Consider the following 17,484-nt stretch of genomic DNA (forward strand, 5'->3'; position numbering starts at 1 on the left):
ATCGACCTCTACTGGGTAGTGGCGGGCCTGTAAGACCCACTTGACGGGACATTACCTGACGAAGGGCTTGCGACGACCGAGCAACGCCGTACCGACCCGAACGTGTGTCGCGCCATGCGCGACGGCCGCGCCGAGGTCATCGCTCATGCCCGCCGACAGCATCGTGGCATGGGGGTGGCGATCCCGTACGGCGGCGGCCAACTCTCGCAGCCGGGCGAACGCCTTGCCCGGCTCCTCGCCCAGCGGCGCCACGGCCATCACCCCGCCCAGCCACAGGTGCGGAGCCGCGGCGATCAGGTCGGCGAGCTCCGGCACGTCCACGGGCCTGGCGCCGCCTCTGGCCGGGTCGTCGTCGAGCGCCACCTGTACGAGGCAGCCGACCTGGCGCCCCTGCTTGCCGGCCTCGCGGCTGATCACCTCGACCAGCCGGGCCCGGTCGACCGAATGGATCACGTCGGCGTAGGAGACCACGGAACGGACCTTGTTGGTCTGCAACTGGCCGACGAAGTGCCAGGTCAGCGGCAGGTCCTGGCATTCGCGCGCCTTGGGGGCGGCCTCCTGGTCGCGGTTCTCGCCGACCTCGCGGACGCCGAGCTCGCACAGGAGACGTACGTCGGAGGCGGGGTAGGTCTTGGTCACGGCGATCAGGGTCACCTCGGCGCGATCACGCCCGGCCGCCCGGCACGCCTCGCCGATCCGCCCCTGCACCTCCGCCAGCGCGGCCGCGATCTCATCCCGCCGCGTCCGCCGTCTCTCGTCCGCACTCACGCTCACGTCCACCTCTTCGTTCGGCTCGTGTGTCTCTGTGCCGCAGGCGCGCCGCCCGTGTGGTGCGGCACTCTTCTTTCCGGTACGGCAAGCCCGGTGGGCCCCACCCGCCGCACGGGGCCGGGGGCCTCCAGGAAGACGGCCGCTGACCCCGCACGGGGCCGGCCGCCGTGACGAGGTACGTGAGTTCGATCACTCCGGCACCCCGGGCCGACGCCATGAGCGACGTCCCGAACCGACCCCGGACGCGGCTGCGCCGCTCCATTCCCCCGGTGAGGCCCGTGAAGACCGGTGAGGAAGGAGCGGCGGAGAGTCGGGCTACTTGAGGAAGTCGGGGACGTCGAGCTCCTCCTCCTGCTCTTCGAAAACCACCGGACGGCGTTTGGCGGGCTCCGACATGCGGGAGGTGATGGGCGTGGGCGGATTGGCGGGCTCGGGCGTGGGGCGAGGGATCGAGACGGGGCCGGAAGGCTCGTCGGCGATCGCCTCGTGGACCGGCTCGGGCGTGTTGTCCACCGGGCGCACCGGCTCGGGCCGATGGTCGGAGCGCTGCTCGGCTCGGAAGTCGGACCGGTGGTCCGGGCGAGGCGGTTCGGGGTGGAGGTCGGCGCGCGGCTCGGGGCGAGGCTCCGGCCTGAAGTCGGGACGCGGTTCGGGACGGGGCTCGGGGCGCGGGTCGAAACGCTGCGGCGCGGGCTCGGCCTTCACGCTGGGCACGCTGGGCCGTACCGGCGACGACACGGGCGGGGCCGCGGGCGCGGCGGCCGGGCGGCTCTGCGGGCGCGGCAGCGGCTTCTCCACCGGCGGCGGCACGTCGTCGAACCCGGCGGCGATCACGGTGACCCGCACCTCGTCGCCGAGCGCGTCGTCGATGACCGTACCGAAGATGATGTTGGCGTCGAGCGCGGCCGCCATCGACACGAGCTGGGCGGCCTCGTTGATCTCGAACAGGCCGAGGTCGGAGCCGCCGGCGATCGACAGCAGCACGCCGTGAGCGCCGTCGATGCTGGCCTCCAGCAGCGGGCTGGAGACCGCCATCTCGGCCGCGGCGACCGAGCGGTCGTCACCGCGTGCGTGGCCGATGCCCATCAACGCCGAACCCGCGCCGGACATGACCGACTTGACGTCGGCGAAGTCGAGGTTGATCAAGCCGGGCGTGGTGATCAGATCGGTGATGCCCTGTACACCGGACAGCAGCACCTGGTCGGCCGCCTTGAACGCGTCGAGCACGCTCACCTGCCGGTCGGAGATCGACAGCAGCCGGTCGTTGGGAATCACTATCAGTGTGTCGACCTCGTCGCGCAGGGTCTCGATGCCGGCCTCGGCCTGGGAGGCCCTGCGGCGGCCCTCGAAGCTGAACGGCCGGGTCACTACGCCTATCGTGAGCGCGCCGAGCGATCTGGCGATGTTCGCCACGACGGGCGCGCCGCCGGTGCCGGTGCCGCCTCCCTCGCCCGCGGTCACGAAGACCATGTCGGCCCCCTTGAGGACCTCCTCGATCTCCTCACGATGGTCTTCGGCCGCCTTGCGCCCCACATCGGGGTTGGCGCCGGCACCCAGCCCGCGCGTGAGCTCACGGCCCACGTCGAGTTTGACGTCGGCGTCACTCATCAGCAGCGCCTGGGCGTCGGTGTTTATCGCGATGAACTCGACGCCCTTGAGTCCCTCCTCGATCATCCGGTTGACGGCGTTCACTCCGCCGCCGCCAATGCCGACGACCTTGATGACCGCGAGGTAGTTCTGCGGTGCTGCCACGACGAGGGGCCTTTCCGCTCGTTGACTTGCCATTTCGGTGCGGATCGTCTCCGCGTTCGCTTGCTTCGTTAACTCTCAACCTCAAGTTGAGATTCAGATTTATGTCAACCTGAGGATTGATACGGACAGTAGGAGTTACGCTCCAGGCGGGTCAACTAACCGCGCCGCAAGCACGTCCGGCGTGTCGCGGGCTGTCCGTTTCGCTCCGTCGTCACGCCTGGTCGGGGTCCTCCTCTGCCACGCGCCGTGTTAAGGCTCTCACGCCGGGACCCCCATCCCGGACAGGCTCGGCCATCGCCCGGCGCCACAATTGGGGCACTTTGCCGAGCGCGTTGCCCTTTATGCGACACATGTCCCCTAGGACGCCCCAACTTCACTTGCGGATCACGCTCATGGCGAACCCCGGCGACCTGCCTCGGCCCCAGCGGCTTCCGTCGCGGCGCTGGAGCCTGGCTCACTTGAGCGTCACCACGTCGGGTGAGCTCACGTCATAGACGTCGGCCTTGCGCCGCAGGAGCGTCGCCAGGATGCGGGCCTTGTCCGCGCCCCGGTCGGACCCGCCCCAGACCACGCTGCGGCCGTCGGAGAGCTCCAGCGACACGCCCTCGGGTGAGGAGGCGCGGACCAGGCGTACCTTGGCGGCGAGATCGTCGGGCAGCGACTGGATCACCTGGAGCGCGGCCATGGTCGTGGGGTCTCCGGCGGCCGGGCGGTCCAGCTTGAGCGTCGGCAGGCCGGGCGGGACCATGTCCCTGATCTCGATGACGACGCCCGTCTTGTCGATCAGCGCCGCCTTCCCGCCGGCCGTGACCGCGGCGACCGGCTCGCGCTCGACCACCTCGATCCTCAGCGTGCCCGGCCAGACCCGGTCGACCTTGGCCGAGGCGAGCTGCCTGATCTTCATCACGCGGCCCTCCACCCCGGCGAGGTCGACGGTGGCCAGCGGGTGCAGTTGGGGCACTCCGGCCTGCTGTTCGATGCGCTCAGCAGGCACTGTGACATTTCCCACGATGTCGATCGAACGTACGCCGAGCACCGGTGAGAAGAACACCAGCCAGGCGGCGGTGCCGACCACTCCGGCGGTCAGCAGCACCAGGAAAGCGTCGCGCGCCTTCATCGCCCTCCCAAGGTCGCCCGCCTCGCGCAACCGACACGCCGTGCGCCACCGAACCTACGCCGCCCGCGGCCACCGCCCACGGCGCCACGCCCAAGCCACCACCCGACCGCCCACGACCACCGGGCCGACCACCCACCGACCGGCCGCACCCGGCCACCGACCGTACGGGAGCGCGGACCCTGAGGGACCGCGGTGTCATCCCGCGGAGAGCTCCGCGAGGATCTGCGGGCCCAGCTCCGTCACGTCGCCCGCCCCCATCGTCAGCACGATGTCGCCACCCCGGGCCCGGCCCGCCACCAGGGCCGGCACGGAGGCGCGGTCCGGAGCGTAGACCACCTGCGAGGCGGGCAGCCGCACGCGGCCCGCCACCATGGCCCCTGAGACGCCAGGCTCGGGATCCTCACGGGCCCCGTAGACGTCGAGCACGATCGCCTCGTCGGCCAGCCCGAGCGCCGTCCCGAACTCGTCGGCGAAGAACCTGGTGCGCGAGTAGAGATGCGGCTGGAAGACCGCGATGACCCGCCCGGTGCCCGAGTAGGAGGCCACCACGTCACGCGCGGCCCGCAGGTCGGCGGCCAGCTCGGTCGGGTGATGGGCGTAGCTGTCGAACACCGCGACCCCGCCCGCCTCGCCCTTGGCCTCGAAGCGCCGCTTGGCCCCGGTGAAGGTCGCCAGCCCGTCCCTGATCTCCTCGAACGGCAGCCCCAGCGCCACGGCCACGGCGACCACGGCGGTGGCGTTGAGCGCGTTGTGCGCCCCGGGGACGGCCAGCCGGACTTCGCCCATGCCCTCGATGGTGAACGTGGTGCCGAACCCGTCGGGCCGGACATCGCTCACGCGGTAGTCGCCCGTCTCGCCGTACGTGATGACCTTGAGGCCGCGCGCCCGCGCCACGTCGGCGAGCTCCGCCGAGCCGGGGTCGTCGGCGCAGACGATCAGCAGCGACGCGATGCGGTCGGCGAAGCGGGCGAAGCTGTCGTGCACGGCCCGCGGATCGCCGTAGTTGTCGAGGTGGTCGGCCTCGACGTTGGTCACCACGGCGATGTCGGGCGCCAGCATGAGGAACGAGCCGTCGCTCTCGTCGGCCTCGGCGATGAACACTTCGCCCGACCCCTCGTCGGCCCCCAGCCCGGTGGTGACGAGTTGGCCGCCCACGCAGTAGGACGGGTCGGCGCCGCACTTCTGCAGCGCCACGGTCAGCATCGAGGCGGTGGTGGTCTTGCCGTGGGTGCCCGCGACGGCGACGCCGGTGCGCCCGGCCATCACCGAGGCGAGCGCGGCGGCCCGCGGGATGATCCGCAGCCCCTGCTTGAGCGCCTCGCCCAGCTCGGGGTTGGAGTCGCGGATCGCGGTGGACACCACCACGGTGTCGACGTCCCTGATGTGGGAGGCGGCGTGGCCGATGTGCACGATCGCGCCCAGCTCGCGCAGCTCGCTCACCTGCTCGGTGCTGCGGGCGTCACTGCCGGACACGCGCACCCCGCGCTTGAGCAGGATGCGGGCGATCCCTGACATCCCCGCGCCACCGATGCCGATGAAGTGCACGCGCCCCAGCTCTTCTGCGGCGACGGGATCGACCAGCTTGACGAGACTCATCGGGCTATCTCCAACACTTTCCTGGCCAGAATGATATCGGCGTCCTTCCGCCCGAGCCTGGAGGCGGCCTCCGACAGGGCCACGACCCGCTCGGGACTGTGGAGCACCGGAAGGACGTTATGGACGATCCAATCAGATGACAGCTCGGCGTCGCCGACCACGAACCCGCCGCCGCCCGCGGCGATGCGCTCGGCGTTGATCCGCTGCTCGCCGTTGCCGTGCGGCAGCGGCACGTAGGCGGCGGGCAGCCCGACCGCCGTGAGCTCGGCGCAGGTCAGCGCGCCGCTGCGGCACAGGGCGAAGTCCGCGGCCGCGTACGCGAGATCCATGCGATCGACGTAGGGCAGCAGCACGTATTGGGGGTCGCCCGGCGGCGGCTCGCGCTCGACGGTGTTCTTGGGGCCGATCACGTGCAGCACCTGCACCCCCGCCGAGCGCAGGATGGGCGCGGCGGCCAGCGCGGCCTCGTTGAGCGACCTGGCTCCCTGGGAGCCGCCGAAGACCAGCAGCGTGGGCCGGTCGGTCTGCAGCCCGAACCAGGAGCGCGCCTTGTCGCCCATCGACAGCCGGTCGAGCGTGACGATCTCGCGGCGCAGCGGGGTGCCGATGTATTCGGCCTTGCCCAGCACGTGGTCGGGGAAGCCGGTGAAGACGTGGTCGGTGAGCCGGGCGCCCAGCCGGTTGGCCAGGCCGGGCCGCGGGTTGGCCTCGTGCACCACGATCGGCAGGCCGCGCCGCTTGGCCGCCAGGTAGGCGGGAGTCGCCACATAGCCGCCGAAGCCCACCAGGATGTCGGCCTGGACCCGGTCGAGTATCGCCGCCACCGCGTTGACCGCCCCGGCCAGCCGTCCGGGCACGGTCAGCAGCCGCGGCGTGATCGCCCTCGGCAGCGGCACGGCCGGCACCAGCTCGAGCTCGTATCCCCTGGCCGGGACCAGACGGGTTTCGAGCCCGCGTTCGGTGCCCACGCAGGTTATGCCGATGCGCTGGTCAAGATGGCGCAGCGCGTCCGCAAGGGCGAGAGCCGGCTCGATGTGCCCGGCCGTCCCGCCACCGGCGAGGACCACCCTCATGTCGGTCACTCCCTAACGTCTCACTCGGCCTTTGGTCGTTCCCCCCAGGCCAAGCCAGCTTAGGGCCCGTGCGGCCGGTCCGGGGCCACGAGCCGCCAGTGCCTCGCGCGCGCCCGGCTCACGTTTCGCGAAGGACAGCAGCATCCCCAGGGCCGCGAGAGTGGGCAACAGCGCCGACCCCCCGTAGGAGACGAGCGGCAGCGGGATGCCGGTGATGGGTACCACGCCGAGGACCGCGCCCATGTTGACGATGGCCTGGCCGACGATCCAGGCCACGATGGCGGCGGCGGCGAGCCGGACGAAGGAGTCCTTGACCCGGGAGGCGACCCGCAGGCCCGCGTAACCGAGCAGCCCGAACAGCACCACCACGATCAGGGTCCCCATCAGCCCGAGCTCCTCGCCGAGGATGGCGAAGATGAAGTCGCTCTCGCCGTGGGGCAGCCAGCTCCATTTCGCCCGGCTGCTGCCCAGGCCGAGCCCGAACCAACCACCGGAGCCCATCGCGATCTGCCCCTGTACGGCCTGGTAGCCGTCGCCCTGCGCGTCGGCCCACGGGTCGAGGAAGGCGCCGATGCGCGCCATGCGGTACGGCTCCACCTTGATCATGATCAGCGTGGCCAGCACGGCCAGGGACAGGATGCCACCGAACAGCTTCACCGGCGCCCCCACCACCCACAACAGCGACAGGAAGATCATGAACAGCACCAGCGTGGTGCCCAGGTCGCGGCCCAGCATGACCATGACGGCCAGGAGCACGGTGCCCGGCATGAGCGGGATCAGCAACTGCCGCCACTCGATGCGGCCGTGCCGCGCCCTGCGGGCCAGCAGGTCGGCTCCCCACAGCGCGAGGGCCAGCTTGGCGGGCTCCGACGGCTGGATGCTGTACGAGCCGACGTCGATCCACCGCTGCGCGCCCAGCTGGGACGTGCCGATGAACAGCACCATGACCAGGCCGATGAACGACAGCGCCATCAGCGGGTAGCCCGCCCAGCGGAAGAACTTGTGCGGCAGCCGCGAGCAGGCCCACATGATCAGCACGCCCAAGCCGGCCGACAGCGCCTGCTTGGCGAACCAGGTGAACGGGTCCAGGGTCTTCTGCATCGCCTCGATGCTGGAGGCGGACAGCACCATCATCAGCCCGAGCGGCAGCAGCAGCCCGCAGCAGCCCAGGATGAGGTAGTAGGTCGTCAGCGGCTTCTCCAGCAGCTCCTTGACCACGGCGAGCTGGTCGCGGATCCAGCCGATCGGCCCTTCGACCGCGCTCTGCGGGGGCCGCTCCGGAGCCTGCGGCGTGGTGGTCGTGCTCACGTGGCCGCCTCCAGGCCGTGGACGGCTCGCGCGAAGGCCTCCCCTCGGGCCGGGTAGTTGGCGAACATGTCCAGCGACGCGCCGGCCGGGGACAGCAGCACGGTGTCCCCTGGGGAGGCGAGCCTGGCGGCTTCGGTGACGACACGGTCCATCGCACCAGTGTCTTGGGCGGAGATGTCCACGACGGGGACATTCGGCGCGTGTCGCGCCAGAGCTTCGGCGATCCGGGCGCGATCCACGCCGAGCAGCACGGCGCCGCGCAGCCTGGGCGCCGCCCGGCGTACCAGGTCGTCGACGTCGGCGCCCTTGAGCTGGCCGCCCGCGATCCACACGATCGACGGGTACGACGACAGGGCCGCGGCGGCGGCGTGCGGGTTGGTGGCCTTGGAGTCGTCGACGTAGTCGACCTCGCCGACCCGCTCGACGTACGCCATGCGGTGCGGGTCGGGCACGAAGTCGCGCAGGCCCTGCCGTACGGACTCGGTGGGGACGCCGAGCGTGCGGGCCAGCGCGGCGGCGGCGAGCGCGTTGGCCACGTTGTGCGGCGCGAGGGGGCGCACGTCGGCGAGCGTCGCGAGCTCCTCGGCGGACTCGGCGGGGTTCGGCACGAACGCCCGGTCCACCAGCAGGTCCTCCACCACGCCGAGCTGGCCCGGCTTGGGCACGAGCAGCGTGAAGCCGACCTTGTCCGGGTAGGGCGCGGCGAGCCGGGACGCCTCGGGGTCGTCGGCGTTGTAGACCACCGTGCCCGCGCGCTCGAAGATGCGGCCCTTGGCCGCTGCGTAGGCCTCCATCGAGCCGTGCCAGTCGAGATGGTCGGGCGCCACGTTGAGTATCGCCGCGGCGTGCGGGGCGAGCGTGCTCGACCAGTGCAGCTGGAAGCTCGACAGCTCGACGGCAAGGACGTCGTACGGCTCCGCGACGGCCTCTACCACGGGCACGCCCACGTTGCCCACGGCCAGTGCCTTGCGCCCGGCGGCGAGCAGGATGGAGGTGAGCATGCGCACGACGGTCGTCTTGCCGTTGGTGCCGGTCAGCGCGAGCCAGGGAGCCGCCTGGGCGGGCCGCAGCCGCCAGGCCAGCTCCACCTCCCCGACCACCTCGACGCCCGCCTCCAGGGCGGCGGCGATCAGCGGGTGGTGCGGCGCCCAGCCGGTGGTGACGAGCCGGGTGACGCCTTCAGGCAGCTCCATCGGGCCGAAGCGCACCTCGACGCCGAGCCCGGCGAGCTCGGCGGCCACGGCGCGCTGGCGGTCGCCCTCGACGCCCTCGACCACGACGACGGGCTCGCCCCGCGCGGCGAGCACCCGCGCCACGGCGGTGCCCGACACGCCGAGCCCGGCCACGCAGGTGAGGGTCATTACTTGGGCATCCATTCGACGTAGAACAGGCCGAGCCCGAGGGCCGCGCACAACATGGCGATCAGCCAGAAGCGGACCACGATCGTGGTCTCGGCCCAGCCCTTGAGCTCGAAGTGGTGCTGCAGCGGCGCCATCCTGAACACCCGTTTACCGGTCATCTTGAAGAAGCCGACCTGAATGATCACCGACATCGTGATGATCACGCACAGCCCGGCGAGGATGATGAGCAGCAGCTGGGTGCGGGTGGTGATGGCCAGCCCGGCCAGCACGCCGCCCAGGGCCAGCGAGCCGGTGTCGCCCATGAAGATCTTCGCGGGCGGGGCGTTCCACCACAGGAACCCGATCAGCGCCCCGAGCACGGCCGCGGCCACCACGGCCAGGTCGAGCGGATCTCGTACCCAGTAGCAGTTGGGGCCGAGCTGGTCGATGCAGTTGTTGCGGAGCTGCCAGTTGCCGATCAGCACGTACGCGCCCAGCACCACCCCGGTAGCGCCGCTGGCCAGGCCGTCGAGGCCGTCGGTGAGGTTCACCGCGTTGGAGAAGCCGACGATCATGATGAGGACCCAGATGGTGAAGCCCACGAGGCCGATCGACGGCGGCCCGAAGTCGCGCAGGAACGACAGCCGGGGCTCGGCGGGGGTGATGCCGTAGACGTTGGCCTGCCGGGTCACCAGCACCGCGAAGATCGCGCCGATGACGAGCTGGCCGAGCGCCTTGGCGCCGCTGCGCAGGCCGAGGCTGCGCTGCTTGTAGATCTTGATGAAGTCGTCGAGGAAGCCGACCGCGCCGAGTCCGGTCATCAGGAACAGCACCAGCATCCCCGAGACGGTCGGCGCCGCCAGCGTGGCGACGTGGGACCCGGCGTAGGCGAGCAGCGACGCCAGCACGATCACGGTGCCGCCCATGGTGGGCGTGCCCCGCTTGTCGTAGTGCCCTGACGGGCCCTCCTCGCGGATCTCCTGACCGTAACCGCGCCGGGAGAACAGCCGGATGGCCAGGGGCGTCCCGAGCATCGAGAGGATCAGCCCCACCGCACCGGCGATGACGATATCGATCACTGTCTGGCCCCCCCGAGCAACAGCTCGGCCGTCCGCTCCAGGCCCATCGCCCGGGGCCCCTTGACCAGCACCGCGTCACCCGGACGCAGCCATCCGGCCAGCTCGGCCGCCGCCGCGGCGGCGTCGGGCACGTGCAGGATGAGCGTCTGCTGCGGCTGCGCGGAACCGCCCGCGCCCGGTGGGCCCCCGACGACCGGCGGAACCGGCGCGCCCTGCGGGAACCCCGGAGCGCCCACGGGGGGCGGGACGTGCGGTCCACCCACGTTAGGCGGAACCTGCGGTCCGCCCACGGTCTGAGGGAACGCCGGAGCGCCCACGGGGGGCGGGGCCTGCGGTCCCCCCACGGGGAACGGGGGCCCGCCCGGGGCCGGCGGCGGGAAGGGCGGTGCTCCCGCGAGCGGTGGGCCCGCGGCGGAGGCCTCCTGGACGGCCGCGTAGGCGCCCTGGAGCACCGGCTGGGCGTCGGGGCCGGCGACGATGAGGCCCGCCAGTCCCGAGCCGCCCGCCAGGCGCCCCAGCTCCTCGTTCAAAGCGGCGCTCTCCTCGCCCAGCTCGCGCAGGGCGGCGATGACGGCGAAGCGGCGGCGGCCCTTGCCGAGCACGCCGAACGCCTCGAACGCGGCCCGCATCGAGTCGGGGTTGGCGTTGTAGGCGTCGTTGACGACCGTGACCCCGTCGGGCCGGTCGGTGACCTCCATCCGCCACCGGCTGACCGGCGTGGCCTCCGACAGCTCCGCGGCGATGGTGGCGACGGGCAGGCCGAGCTCGTAACCGGCCGCGGCGGCGGCCAGGGCGTTCTCCACGGCGTGCGCGCCGTACAGCTTGAGCCGGACCTGTCCGGAGCCCGAAGGGGTGCGCAGCGTGAAGGAGGCGCGCCCGCGCTCGTCGACGGTGACGTCCTCGGCGCGGATCGCGGCGGCCTCGGACCGGCCGAACAGCGTGACCCTGGCGTCGGTGCGCGAGGCCATCTCGAGGACCAGCGGGTCGTCGGCGTTGAGCACGGCCACGCCGGTCCGCGGCAACGCCTCGACCAGCTCGCCCTTGGCCTTGGCGATGGCCTCCTTGCCGCCGAACACGCCGATGTGCGCGGTGCCGACGTTGAGCACCACGCCGATCTGCGGCGGCGCGATGCGGGCGAGGTCCTGGATGTGGCCGATGTTGCGGGCGCTGAGCTCCAGCACCAGGTAGCGGGTGTCGGCGTCGGCCCTGAGCACGGTCAGCGGGTGGCCGAGCTCGTTGTTGAACGAGCCGACGGGCGCGATGGTCGGCCCGATCCGCGCGGTCAGCCTGGCCAGGAGGTCCTTGGTGGAGGTCTTGCCCGCCGAGCCGGTCACGCCGATCACGGTGACCTGGGGCAGCGCGGCGACGTGGGCCCTGGCCAGGTCCGCGAGCGCGGCGGCGGCGTCGGGGACGATCACCGTGGGCGCCTCGACCGGCCTGGTGGCCAGCACGGCGACGGCGCCGGCCCGGATGGCCTGGGCGGCGAAGTCATGGCCGTCGACCCGCGCGCCCTTCAAGGCGACGAACAGGGATCCCGGTTCTACGCCCCGCGAGTCGATCACGACGGGACCGCGCACCACGGCGCGAGGGTCGGCCATGCCCGACAGGGCGCCCGAGGTTATCTCGGCGATCCTGGCCAGAGGCAACGGGATCATTCGTGCTTCCTGCTTTCCTTACGTGCGTCGATCGCTCCGGCGACCACTTCGCGATCGTCGAAGGGGATCACCTCGCCTGAAACGTACTGGCCCTGCTCGTGACCCTTGCCTGCCACGACGATCACGTCGCCGCGCCCGGCCCGGCCGATCGCCAGGTCGATCGCGGACGCGCGGTCGGGCTCAATGATCACATGAGCGCGGTCATGCTGCGGAACGCGGAGCGCTCCCTCCATCATCGCGGCCAGAATGTCCAAAGGGTCCTCGGAACGAGGATTGTCGCTCGTGAATATGGCCACATCGGCCAGCCGCGCGGCGGACTCACCCATGACCGGCCGCTTGCCCGTGTCGCGCTCGCCGCCGCAGCCGAGCACGACGACCAGTCTGCCCGCGGTGACCTCGCGCAGCGAGCGCAGCACCGACTCGACCGCGGCGGGCTTGTGCGAGTAGTCGACGATCGCCTGGAACTCGTCGCCCGCGTCCGTGATGCGCTGCATGCGGCCGGGGACGCCGGTGAGCGTGCCGACGCCGTGGACCGCGGTCTGCAGCGGCACCCCGGCCTCGACGAGCGTGACGATCGCGCCGAGGGTGTTGGCGACGTTGAACGGACCGGGCAGCGAGATCTGCGCGTCGGCCTCGACGCCGCCCGGACCGGTCACCCGGAACGTGCTGCCGTCGGCGCCCAGCCGCACGTCGAGCGCGCGCCAGGCGGCTTCGGCCGCGCCCAGCGCGGAGAAGGTGGTCATCGGCACCTTCGCGATCGACAGCAGCTCGCGGCCGTAGGGGTCGTCGAGGTTCGTCACGCCCACGCGGGCCAGATCGGGCTGGAAGAGCCTGGCCTTGGCGGCGAAGTAGTCGTCGAAGTCCTTGTGGAAGTCGAGGTGGTCCTGCGACAGGTTGGTGAACAGGGCGACGTCGTAGTGGAGCCCGTCGACCCGGCCGAGCGCCAGGGCGTGGCTGGAGACCTCCATGGCCGCCGCGGTGACGCCTACCTCGCGCATGAGCGCGAACAGGCCGTGCAGCTCGGTGGCCTCGGGGGTGGTGAGCCGGGGCTCGAAGCTGAGGTGGCCGGCGCGGATCTCGACGCCGCCGACCAGCCCTGTGCTGTGGCCCGCGGCACGCAGGCCGGCTTCGAGCAGGAACGTGGTGGTGGACTTGCCGCTGGTGCCGGTGACGCCGAGCAACTGGATGTGGTCGGCCGGCCGGCCGTACACCCAGGAGGCGACCTGCCCGAGCACGGCCCGGACGTCGGGCACGACGAGGACCGGCAGGCCGGTCGCGCCGGCGGCCGCGCGGCCGCCGGGATCGGTCAGGACGGCCACGGCGCCGCGCGCCATGGCCTCGGCGGCGAAATCGGCGCCGTGGGACTGATTGCCCGGCAAGGCCACGTAGAGATCTCCGCGCCGGACCTGGCGGGAGTCGATCGTGACACCGGTGAGCGGGGCATGTGGCGACCGCGACGTGCCGGAATCGGCGTCGAGCATGGTCGCCAGCCCGGTCAGCGGGCGGGGCGGACTGGTCGTTGGACGCATAGACGACGGGGGACGCACGGCGGCAGCGTACCTTCCCTGGTCACTGTCCCGCGCCCGCCCGCACCGCGGGCGCGGTGGAGCCGGTCGGCGGAATCTTCTTGCTCTTGATGGCGAACGTCATCACGTCCTTGAAAACAGGGGCGGCCACCAGGCCCCCGAAGTGGTCTTTCTTCGGATTCTGCAGCACGGACAGCACGACGAGCCGAGGCGCGTCGGCGGGGGCGAATCCGGCGAACGACGCCGTGTAGCCGTCGTAGCGGCCGAGCTGCGCGTCGTAGCGGTTGGCCGTGCCGGTCTTGCCCGCCACCCGGTATCCGGGGATGGCGGCCAGCTCGCCGGTGCCCTCCGCGCTCACCGCGGTCTCCAGCATGGTGGTGATCTCCTTGGCGGTTCTGTCGCTGACCACCCTGGTCTTCTTACCGGGAGCGGACGGTACGAACCTGCCCGACGTGTCCGTGGTGCCCGCGACGATCTGCGGCTCGATCTTGACGCCGCCGTTGGCGATGGTCTGGTAGACGCTGGCCATCTGCAACGCGGTCACCGAAACGCCCTGCCCGTAGGCGATCGTGCAGCTCTGGCTGCCCGACCAGTTCTTGTAGTTGGGCAGCAGACCGGCCTCCGCGTTCGGTACGCCGCCGCCCGGCTGCGCGCCGAAGCCGAAGGCTTTCAGCATCTGGTAGAGCCGCTCGCTGCCGACCTTGCGCGCGGCCATGATGGTGGCGACGTTGCTCGACTCGGCCACGGCCTGGCGGTAGGTCATCGGCTCGGGCTTGTGCGGGTGCGCGTCGTGCAGCACCCGGTCCGCGCACCTGATGTTGTCCTTGACCTGGAAGACCGTGTCGGGCGTGACGGCCCCGGCTTCCAGGGTGGCGGCGGCGGTGATCACCTTGTTGGTGCTGCCGGGCTCGAAGACGTCGGAGGCGGCCCGGTTGATGTACTGGGTGGCGGGGGCGTTGCGCCAGTTGTTCAGGTCGAGCTCGGGGGCGTTGGCCATGGCGACGATCTGCGCGGTGCGCACGTCCATGACGATGACCGTGCCGCTGCTCGCCGCGGAGTCGGTCACCTGCTGGGCCACCGCCTGCTGGGCGGCCCACTGGATGTCGCGGTCGATGGTCAGCCGCACGTCGGCGCCGTCGACGGGGATCGTGCGCTGGCTGCTGGTCATGGGGATGCGCTGGCCGTCGCGGCCCGTCTCGACGCGCTGCTCGCCGTCGCGCCCCTTCAGCAGGGTGTTGCGCGCCTGCTCGATGCCGCCCAGGCCGCTCTGCTCGTCGCCGACGAACCCGATCAGGCTGCCGGCCAGGTCGCCGCCCGGGTAGACGCGGCGGTAGGTCTTCTTCGCGGTCAGCGCGGGCACCTCGGACTTGAGCAGACGGCTGGCCACGACGGGGTCGACGTCTCTGGCCAGGAGCTGGTATCGGGTGTCTACCCTGGCCAGCTTGGCGGCCATCTCCTGCGGGGTCCTGCCGAGCTGCGTGGCGAGCAAGGCGGCGACCTTCGCCCGGACCGTGTCCTTGATCTTGGTGGGGTCGATGGCGATCTCGCGGGCCTCGACGGTGACGGCCAGCGCGTGCCCCTTGACGTCGGTGATGGTGCCGCGCTTGGCCGGGATGTCCTCGGTCTGCGTGCGCTGGCCCACGGCCCGCGCCTCGTACACCTTGGAGTCGAGGCCCTGCATCTGGATGAGCCTGCCGCCGAAGATCGACAGGATGAACGTCATGCCGATCAGGCCGATGTTGATGCGCCTGCGCGGGTTGCCCAGACGCAGCACGGGCGGCGGCTTGGGCGGGCGCGGCGGCGCGGGGGGCCTGCGGGGCGGCCCCTCGCCCCCGCGCCGCCCGAAGCTCTGCGCGCGCGTGCGCTCGTCGTCACCGGTACGGCGCAGCCTGGCGTCGTCCCGGCGGCCCTCGTCGCGGGAGCGCCGGACGTCACGGGGGGCTTCTTCGCGGGTACGGCGCAGCGGGCCGTCGTCCTGGCGGCCCCGGGACCGGTCGTCCCTGGCCTGCGGGACGCGGCCACCGGGGCGTTCGGCCTCCGGGCGCGGGCGTACGGAACGCTGGCGGGCACGGTCCTTGGCGGCGTCGTCCCCGTCAGGCCTGGAACGCCACCTCGGCCCGTCGCCACCCGGCCGGGGACGCCCGCCGACCCCGTCCCCGCCGCCCGAGCGCGACCGCCCACGCGAACCCTCGTCCTCGCGAGAGCGCCCACGCGAGGCATCGCCGTCACGAGGCCGGTCGCGGGACCCGTCGCGCTCGTCGCCACGGGATCGGCTCCGCGGGCCGTCGGACTCGTCGCCGCGGCCCCGGCCGCGGGACCCGTCAGCCGGGTCCTGCGGGCGTCGGGCGCGGTCCTCCGCGTCGTCGCGGCCGTCGTCCCGGCCGAAAGGACCGAAGGGGAGGTCCAGCGGGTCTGGCTTTCTCGGCTCCTTGGGTGGATTGTCGGGCCGGCCCGCCCCCTCCGAGCGAGCCGACCCCGCTTGCCGGCCCTGCCGACCGGGCCCTCCCGGGGTACGGCGAGCGGCGCCGGGCCCTCCCTGAGAACCGGCGCCGCCGCGGCCGGGACCCTGCCCCCTGCCGCCTGTCTCTCTCACCGTCCCTGGTCCACCTGGCTGCTGTCGGCGCCGGCGTCGGTCAGGACGTTGGGCTTGTCCCAGTCACGGTGCTCGCCCTGGAACTCGGCCTTCTCGGCGAGCTGCCCGGGACCCATCTCCTTCTCGTTCGCGAGCTTGGCCTCCTCGTTGGCCTGCCGCGCCACCGCGATCTCGTCACGCAGGTTGGCCGCGGTGATGGAGTCCTGCGCGAGAACGGTGTTGAGCAGCAGCAGGCTCACCAGGCCGCCGCACATCAGCCCGACGACGAGCAGCACGAACGGAGCCCGCTGGCGCCCGCGCGACGGACGTCGCTTGAGTGCCGGCCGCGCCCGCTCGGGGCTCGCCGGGATCTCGCCGTCGCCGGGACCGGTCGTCTCCGGTCCGCCGGGGCGCGAGCGCGGGATGGGCTTGGACTGGTGAGGCACGCCGGGCCCGCGCGGGCCGGTCTTGGGCGCCGTCTTCAGCGGGACACCGCGGACGGCCGCGGCCCGCCTGCTGTCCTGCTCAGTCCTGGTGGTCAACACGGATCCTCTCTGCCGCCCGTAGCCGGGCCGAGGTCGCCCGCGGGTTGCGGGCCACCTCTTCTTCGCTTGGGAGCTCAGCTCCCCTCGTCAACAGGCGGAACCGCGGCTGATGGGCCGGCAGCGGGACAGGCAGCCCGGGGGGGCCGGTGTCCTTGGTTCGCGCCGCGAGGACCTGCTTGGTGAGCCGGTCCTCCAGGGAGTGGTAGGAGAGCACGACGACTCGCCCACCGAGCATGAGCGCGTCGAGTGCCGCGGGCAGCGCCGCCTCCAGGGCGGCGAGCTCCGCGTTGACCTCGATGCGCAGTGCCTGAAAAGTTCGCTTGGCGGGGTTGCCCCCGGTGCGCCGGGTGGCGGCTGGAATGGCCTGACGAACGATCTCGGCCAGCCGCTTAGTCGACGTTATGGGGTCCTTGGCCCTTTCCTTGATAATTAGGCCAGCGACACGCGGTGCGAACCGTTCCTCTCCGTAAACACGGAGGATGCGGGTTAGCTCCGCAGCCGAGTAGGTATTGACCACCTTCTCGGCGGTGAGCTCTTGATCCGTATCCATCCGCATGTCGAGTGGAGCGTCATAGGAATAGGCGAACCCGCGTTCGGCCTCGTCGAGCTGCGGCGAGGACACCCCCAGGTCGAACAGCACCCCGTCGATGGCGGTGCGGCCCGCGTCGGCGAGCACGTCGGCCAATTCGTCGGACGAGGCGTGGACCAGCGTGGTCCGGTCGGCGTAGGGGGCGAGCCTGCGCGTGGAGAACTCGATCGCGAAAGGGTCGCGGTCGATGCCGATCAGGTGAAGAGACGGATGAGCGGCGAGCAGGGCCTCCGAGTGGCCACCGAGGCCGAGGTTGGCGTCGACGACGACGGGCTCCCGGCCGGTCAGCGCCGGAGCCAAGAGCTCCAGTACGCGGTCGAGCATGACCGGAACGTGACCGCCTGTGCCTGTGTTGTCGTACATCTCCAACCCCCCTCTCGCGTCCTTGCTCGCGGACGACGCGTCCGGACGATCATCGGCCCACCTGGCCCCCACCCGGCGCCGTCCGGCCAGGTCCCCATCCGCACCCTCTTCGTGGAGCCTGCCATCTGACACCGGGGAAGGTGCATCAGCTGGCGAGCAGTGGTTGCGGGTGGAGACCTCGCCGAACGACATCTCCGA

13 protein-coding genes are annotated in these 17,484 nt (G+C 71.9%); all 13 read right to left on the reverse strand.

Annotated features, from left to right (window positions below):
- Nucleotides 1-51 precede the first annotated feature (51 nt).
- The 13 genes from KLK06_RS23140 to rsmH all read right to left on the reverse strand — a co-directional run bounded on the left by KLK06_RS23140 (nt 52) and on the right by rsmH (nt 17,286).
- Nucleotides 52-774, reverse strand: coding sequence for a YggS family pyridoxal phosphate-dependent enzyme (locus tag KLK06_RS23140; RefSeq protein WP_308168400.1), 723 nt, complete (start codon nt 772-774; stop codon nt 52-54).
- A gap of 312 nt (nt 775-1,086) precedes the next feature.
- Nucleotides 1,087-2,523: a cell division protein FtsZ gene (gene ftsZ, locus KLK06_RS23145; RefSeq protein ID WP_214637664.1), complete on the reverse strand. Its 1,437-nt coding sequence runs from the start codon at nt 2,521-2,523 to the stop codon at nt 1,087-1,089.
- 454 nt (nt 2,524-2,977) lie between these two features.
- The gene (locus KLK06_RS23150) at nt 2,978-3,640 is read right to left on the reverse strand and encodes a cell division protein FtsQ/DivIB (RefSeq protein ID WP_214637665.1); all 663 of its coding nucleotides are present in this window, start codon (nt 3,638-3,640) and stop codon (nt 2,978-2,980) included.
- Nucleotides 3,641-3,835: 195 nt separating this feature from the next.
- Entirely contained in the window at nt 3,836-5,236 is a 1,401-nt protein-coding gene (gene murC, locus KLK06_RS23155) for a UDP-N-acetylmuramate--L-alanine ligase (protein WP_214637666.1), read from the reverse strand.
- The gene (murG, locus tag KLK06_RS23160) at nt 5,233-6,309 is read right to left on the reverse strand and encodes an undecaprenyldiphospho-muramoylpentapeptide beta-N-acetylglucosaminyltransferase (protein WP_214637667.1); all 1,077 of its coding nucleotides are present in this window, start codon (nt 6,307-6,309) and stop codon (nt 5,233-5,235) included. The genes murC and murG overlap by 4 nt, the downstream gene beginning before the upstream one ends.
- Nucleotides 6,310-6,321: 12 nt before the next feature.
- Nucleotides 6,322-7,617 (reverse strand): putative lipid II flippase FtsW, encoded by a 1,296-nt coding sequence (ftsW, locus tag KLK06_RS23165; RefSeq protein WP_308168401.1) that lies wholly within the window; start codon nt 7,615-7,617, stop codon nt 6,322-6,324.
- On the reverse strand, nt 7,614-8,993 hold the full coding sequence (gene murD / locus KLK06_RS23170) for a UDP-N-acetylmuramoyl-L-alanine--D-glutamate ligase (RefSeq protein ID WP_250905877.1): 1,380 nt from the start codon (nt 8,991-8,993) through the stop codon (nt 7,614-7,616). Before murD ends, ftsW begins: the two co-directional genes overlap by 4 nt.
- Entirely contained in the window at nt 8,978-10,036 is a 1,059-nt protein-coding gene (mraY, locus tag KLK06_RS23175) for a phospho-N-acetylmuramoyl-pentapeptide-transferase (RefSeq protein WP_214637668.1), read from the reverse strand. The genes murD and mraY overlap by 16 nt, the downstream gene beginning before the upstream one ends.
- A complete protein-coding gene (gene murF, locus KLK06_RS23180) occupies nt 10,033-11,691 on the reverse strand; it encodes a UDP-N-acetylmuramoyl-tripeptide--D-alanyl-D-alanine ligase (protein WP_250905878.1) in 1,659 nt (552 codons plus the stop codon). The genes mraY and murF overlap by 4 nt, the downstream gene beginning before the upstream one ends.
- A complete protein-coding gene (locus KLK06_RS23185) occupies nt 11,688-13,220 on the reverse strand; it encodes a UDP-N-acetylmuramoyl-L-alanyl-D-glutamate--2,6-diaminopimelate ligase (RefSeq protein ID WP_214637669.1) in 1,533 nt (510 codons plus the stop codon). Before KLK06_RS23185 ends, murF begins: the two co-directional genes overlap by 4 nt.
- A 40-nt stretch (nt 13,221-13,260) precedes the next feature.
- The gene (locus tag KLK06_RS23190; protein WP_308168402.1) at nt 13,261-15,810 is read right to left on the reverse strand and encodes a penicillin-binding transpeptidase domain-containing protein; all 2,550 of its coding nucleotides are present in this window, start codon (nt 15,808-15,810) and stop codon (nt 13,261-13,263) included.
- Nucleotides 15,807-16,331: a hypothetical protein gene (locus KLK06_RS23195; RefSeq protein WP_214638082.1), complete on the reverse strand. Its 525-nt coding sequence runs from the start codon at nt 16,329-16,331 to the stop codon at nt 15,807-15,809. The genes KLK06_RS23190 and KLK06_RS23195 overlap by 4 nt, the downstream gene beginning before the upstream one ends.
- Complete coding sequence (gene rsmH / locus KLK06_RS23200) at nt 16,315-17,286, reverse strand: 16S rRNA (cytosine(1402)-N(4))-methyltransferase RsmH (protein ID WP_214637670.1); 972 nt, start codon at nt 17,284-17,286, stop codon at nt 16,315-16,317. The genes KLK06_RS23195 and rsmH overlap by 17 nt, the downstream gene beginning before the upstream one ends.
- Nucleotides 17,287-17,484: the final 198 nt, after the last annotated feature.

The sequence above is a fragment of the Nonomuraea sp. NEAU-A123 genome, assembly GCF_018603905.1.
GTDB lineage: Bacteria > Actinomycetota > Actinomycetes > Streptosporangiales > Streptosporangiaceae > Nonomuraea.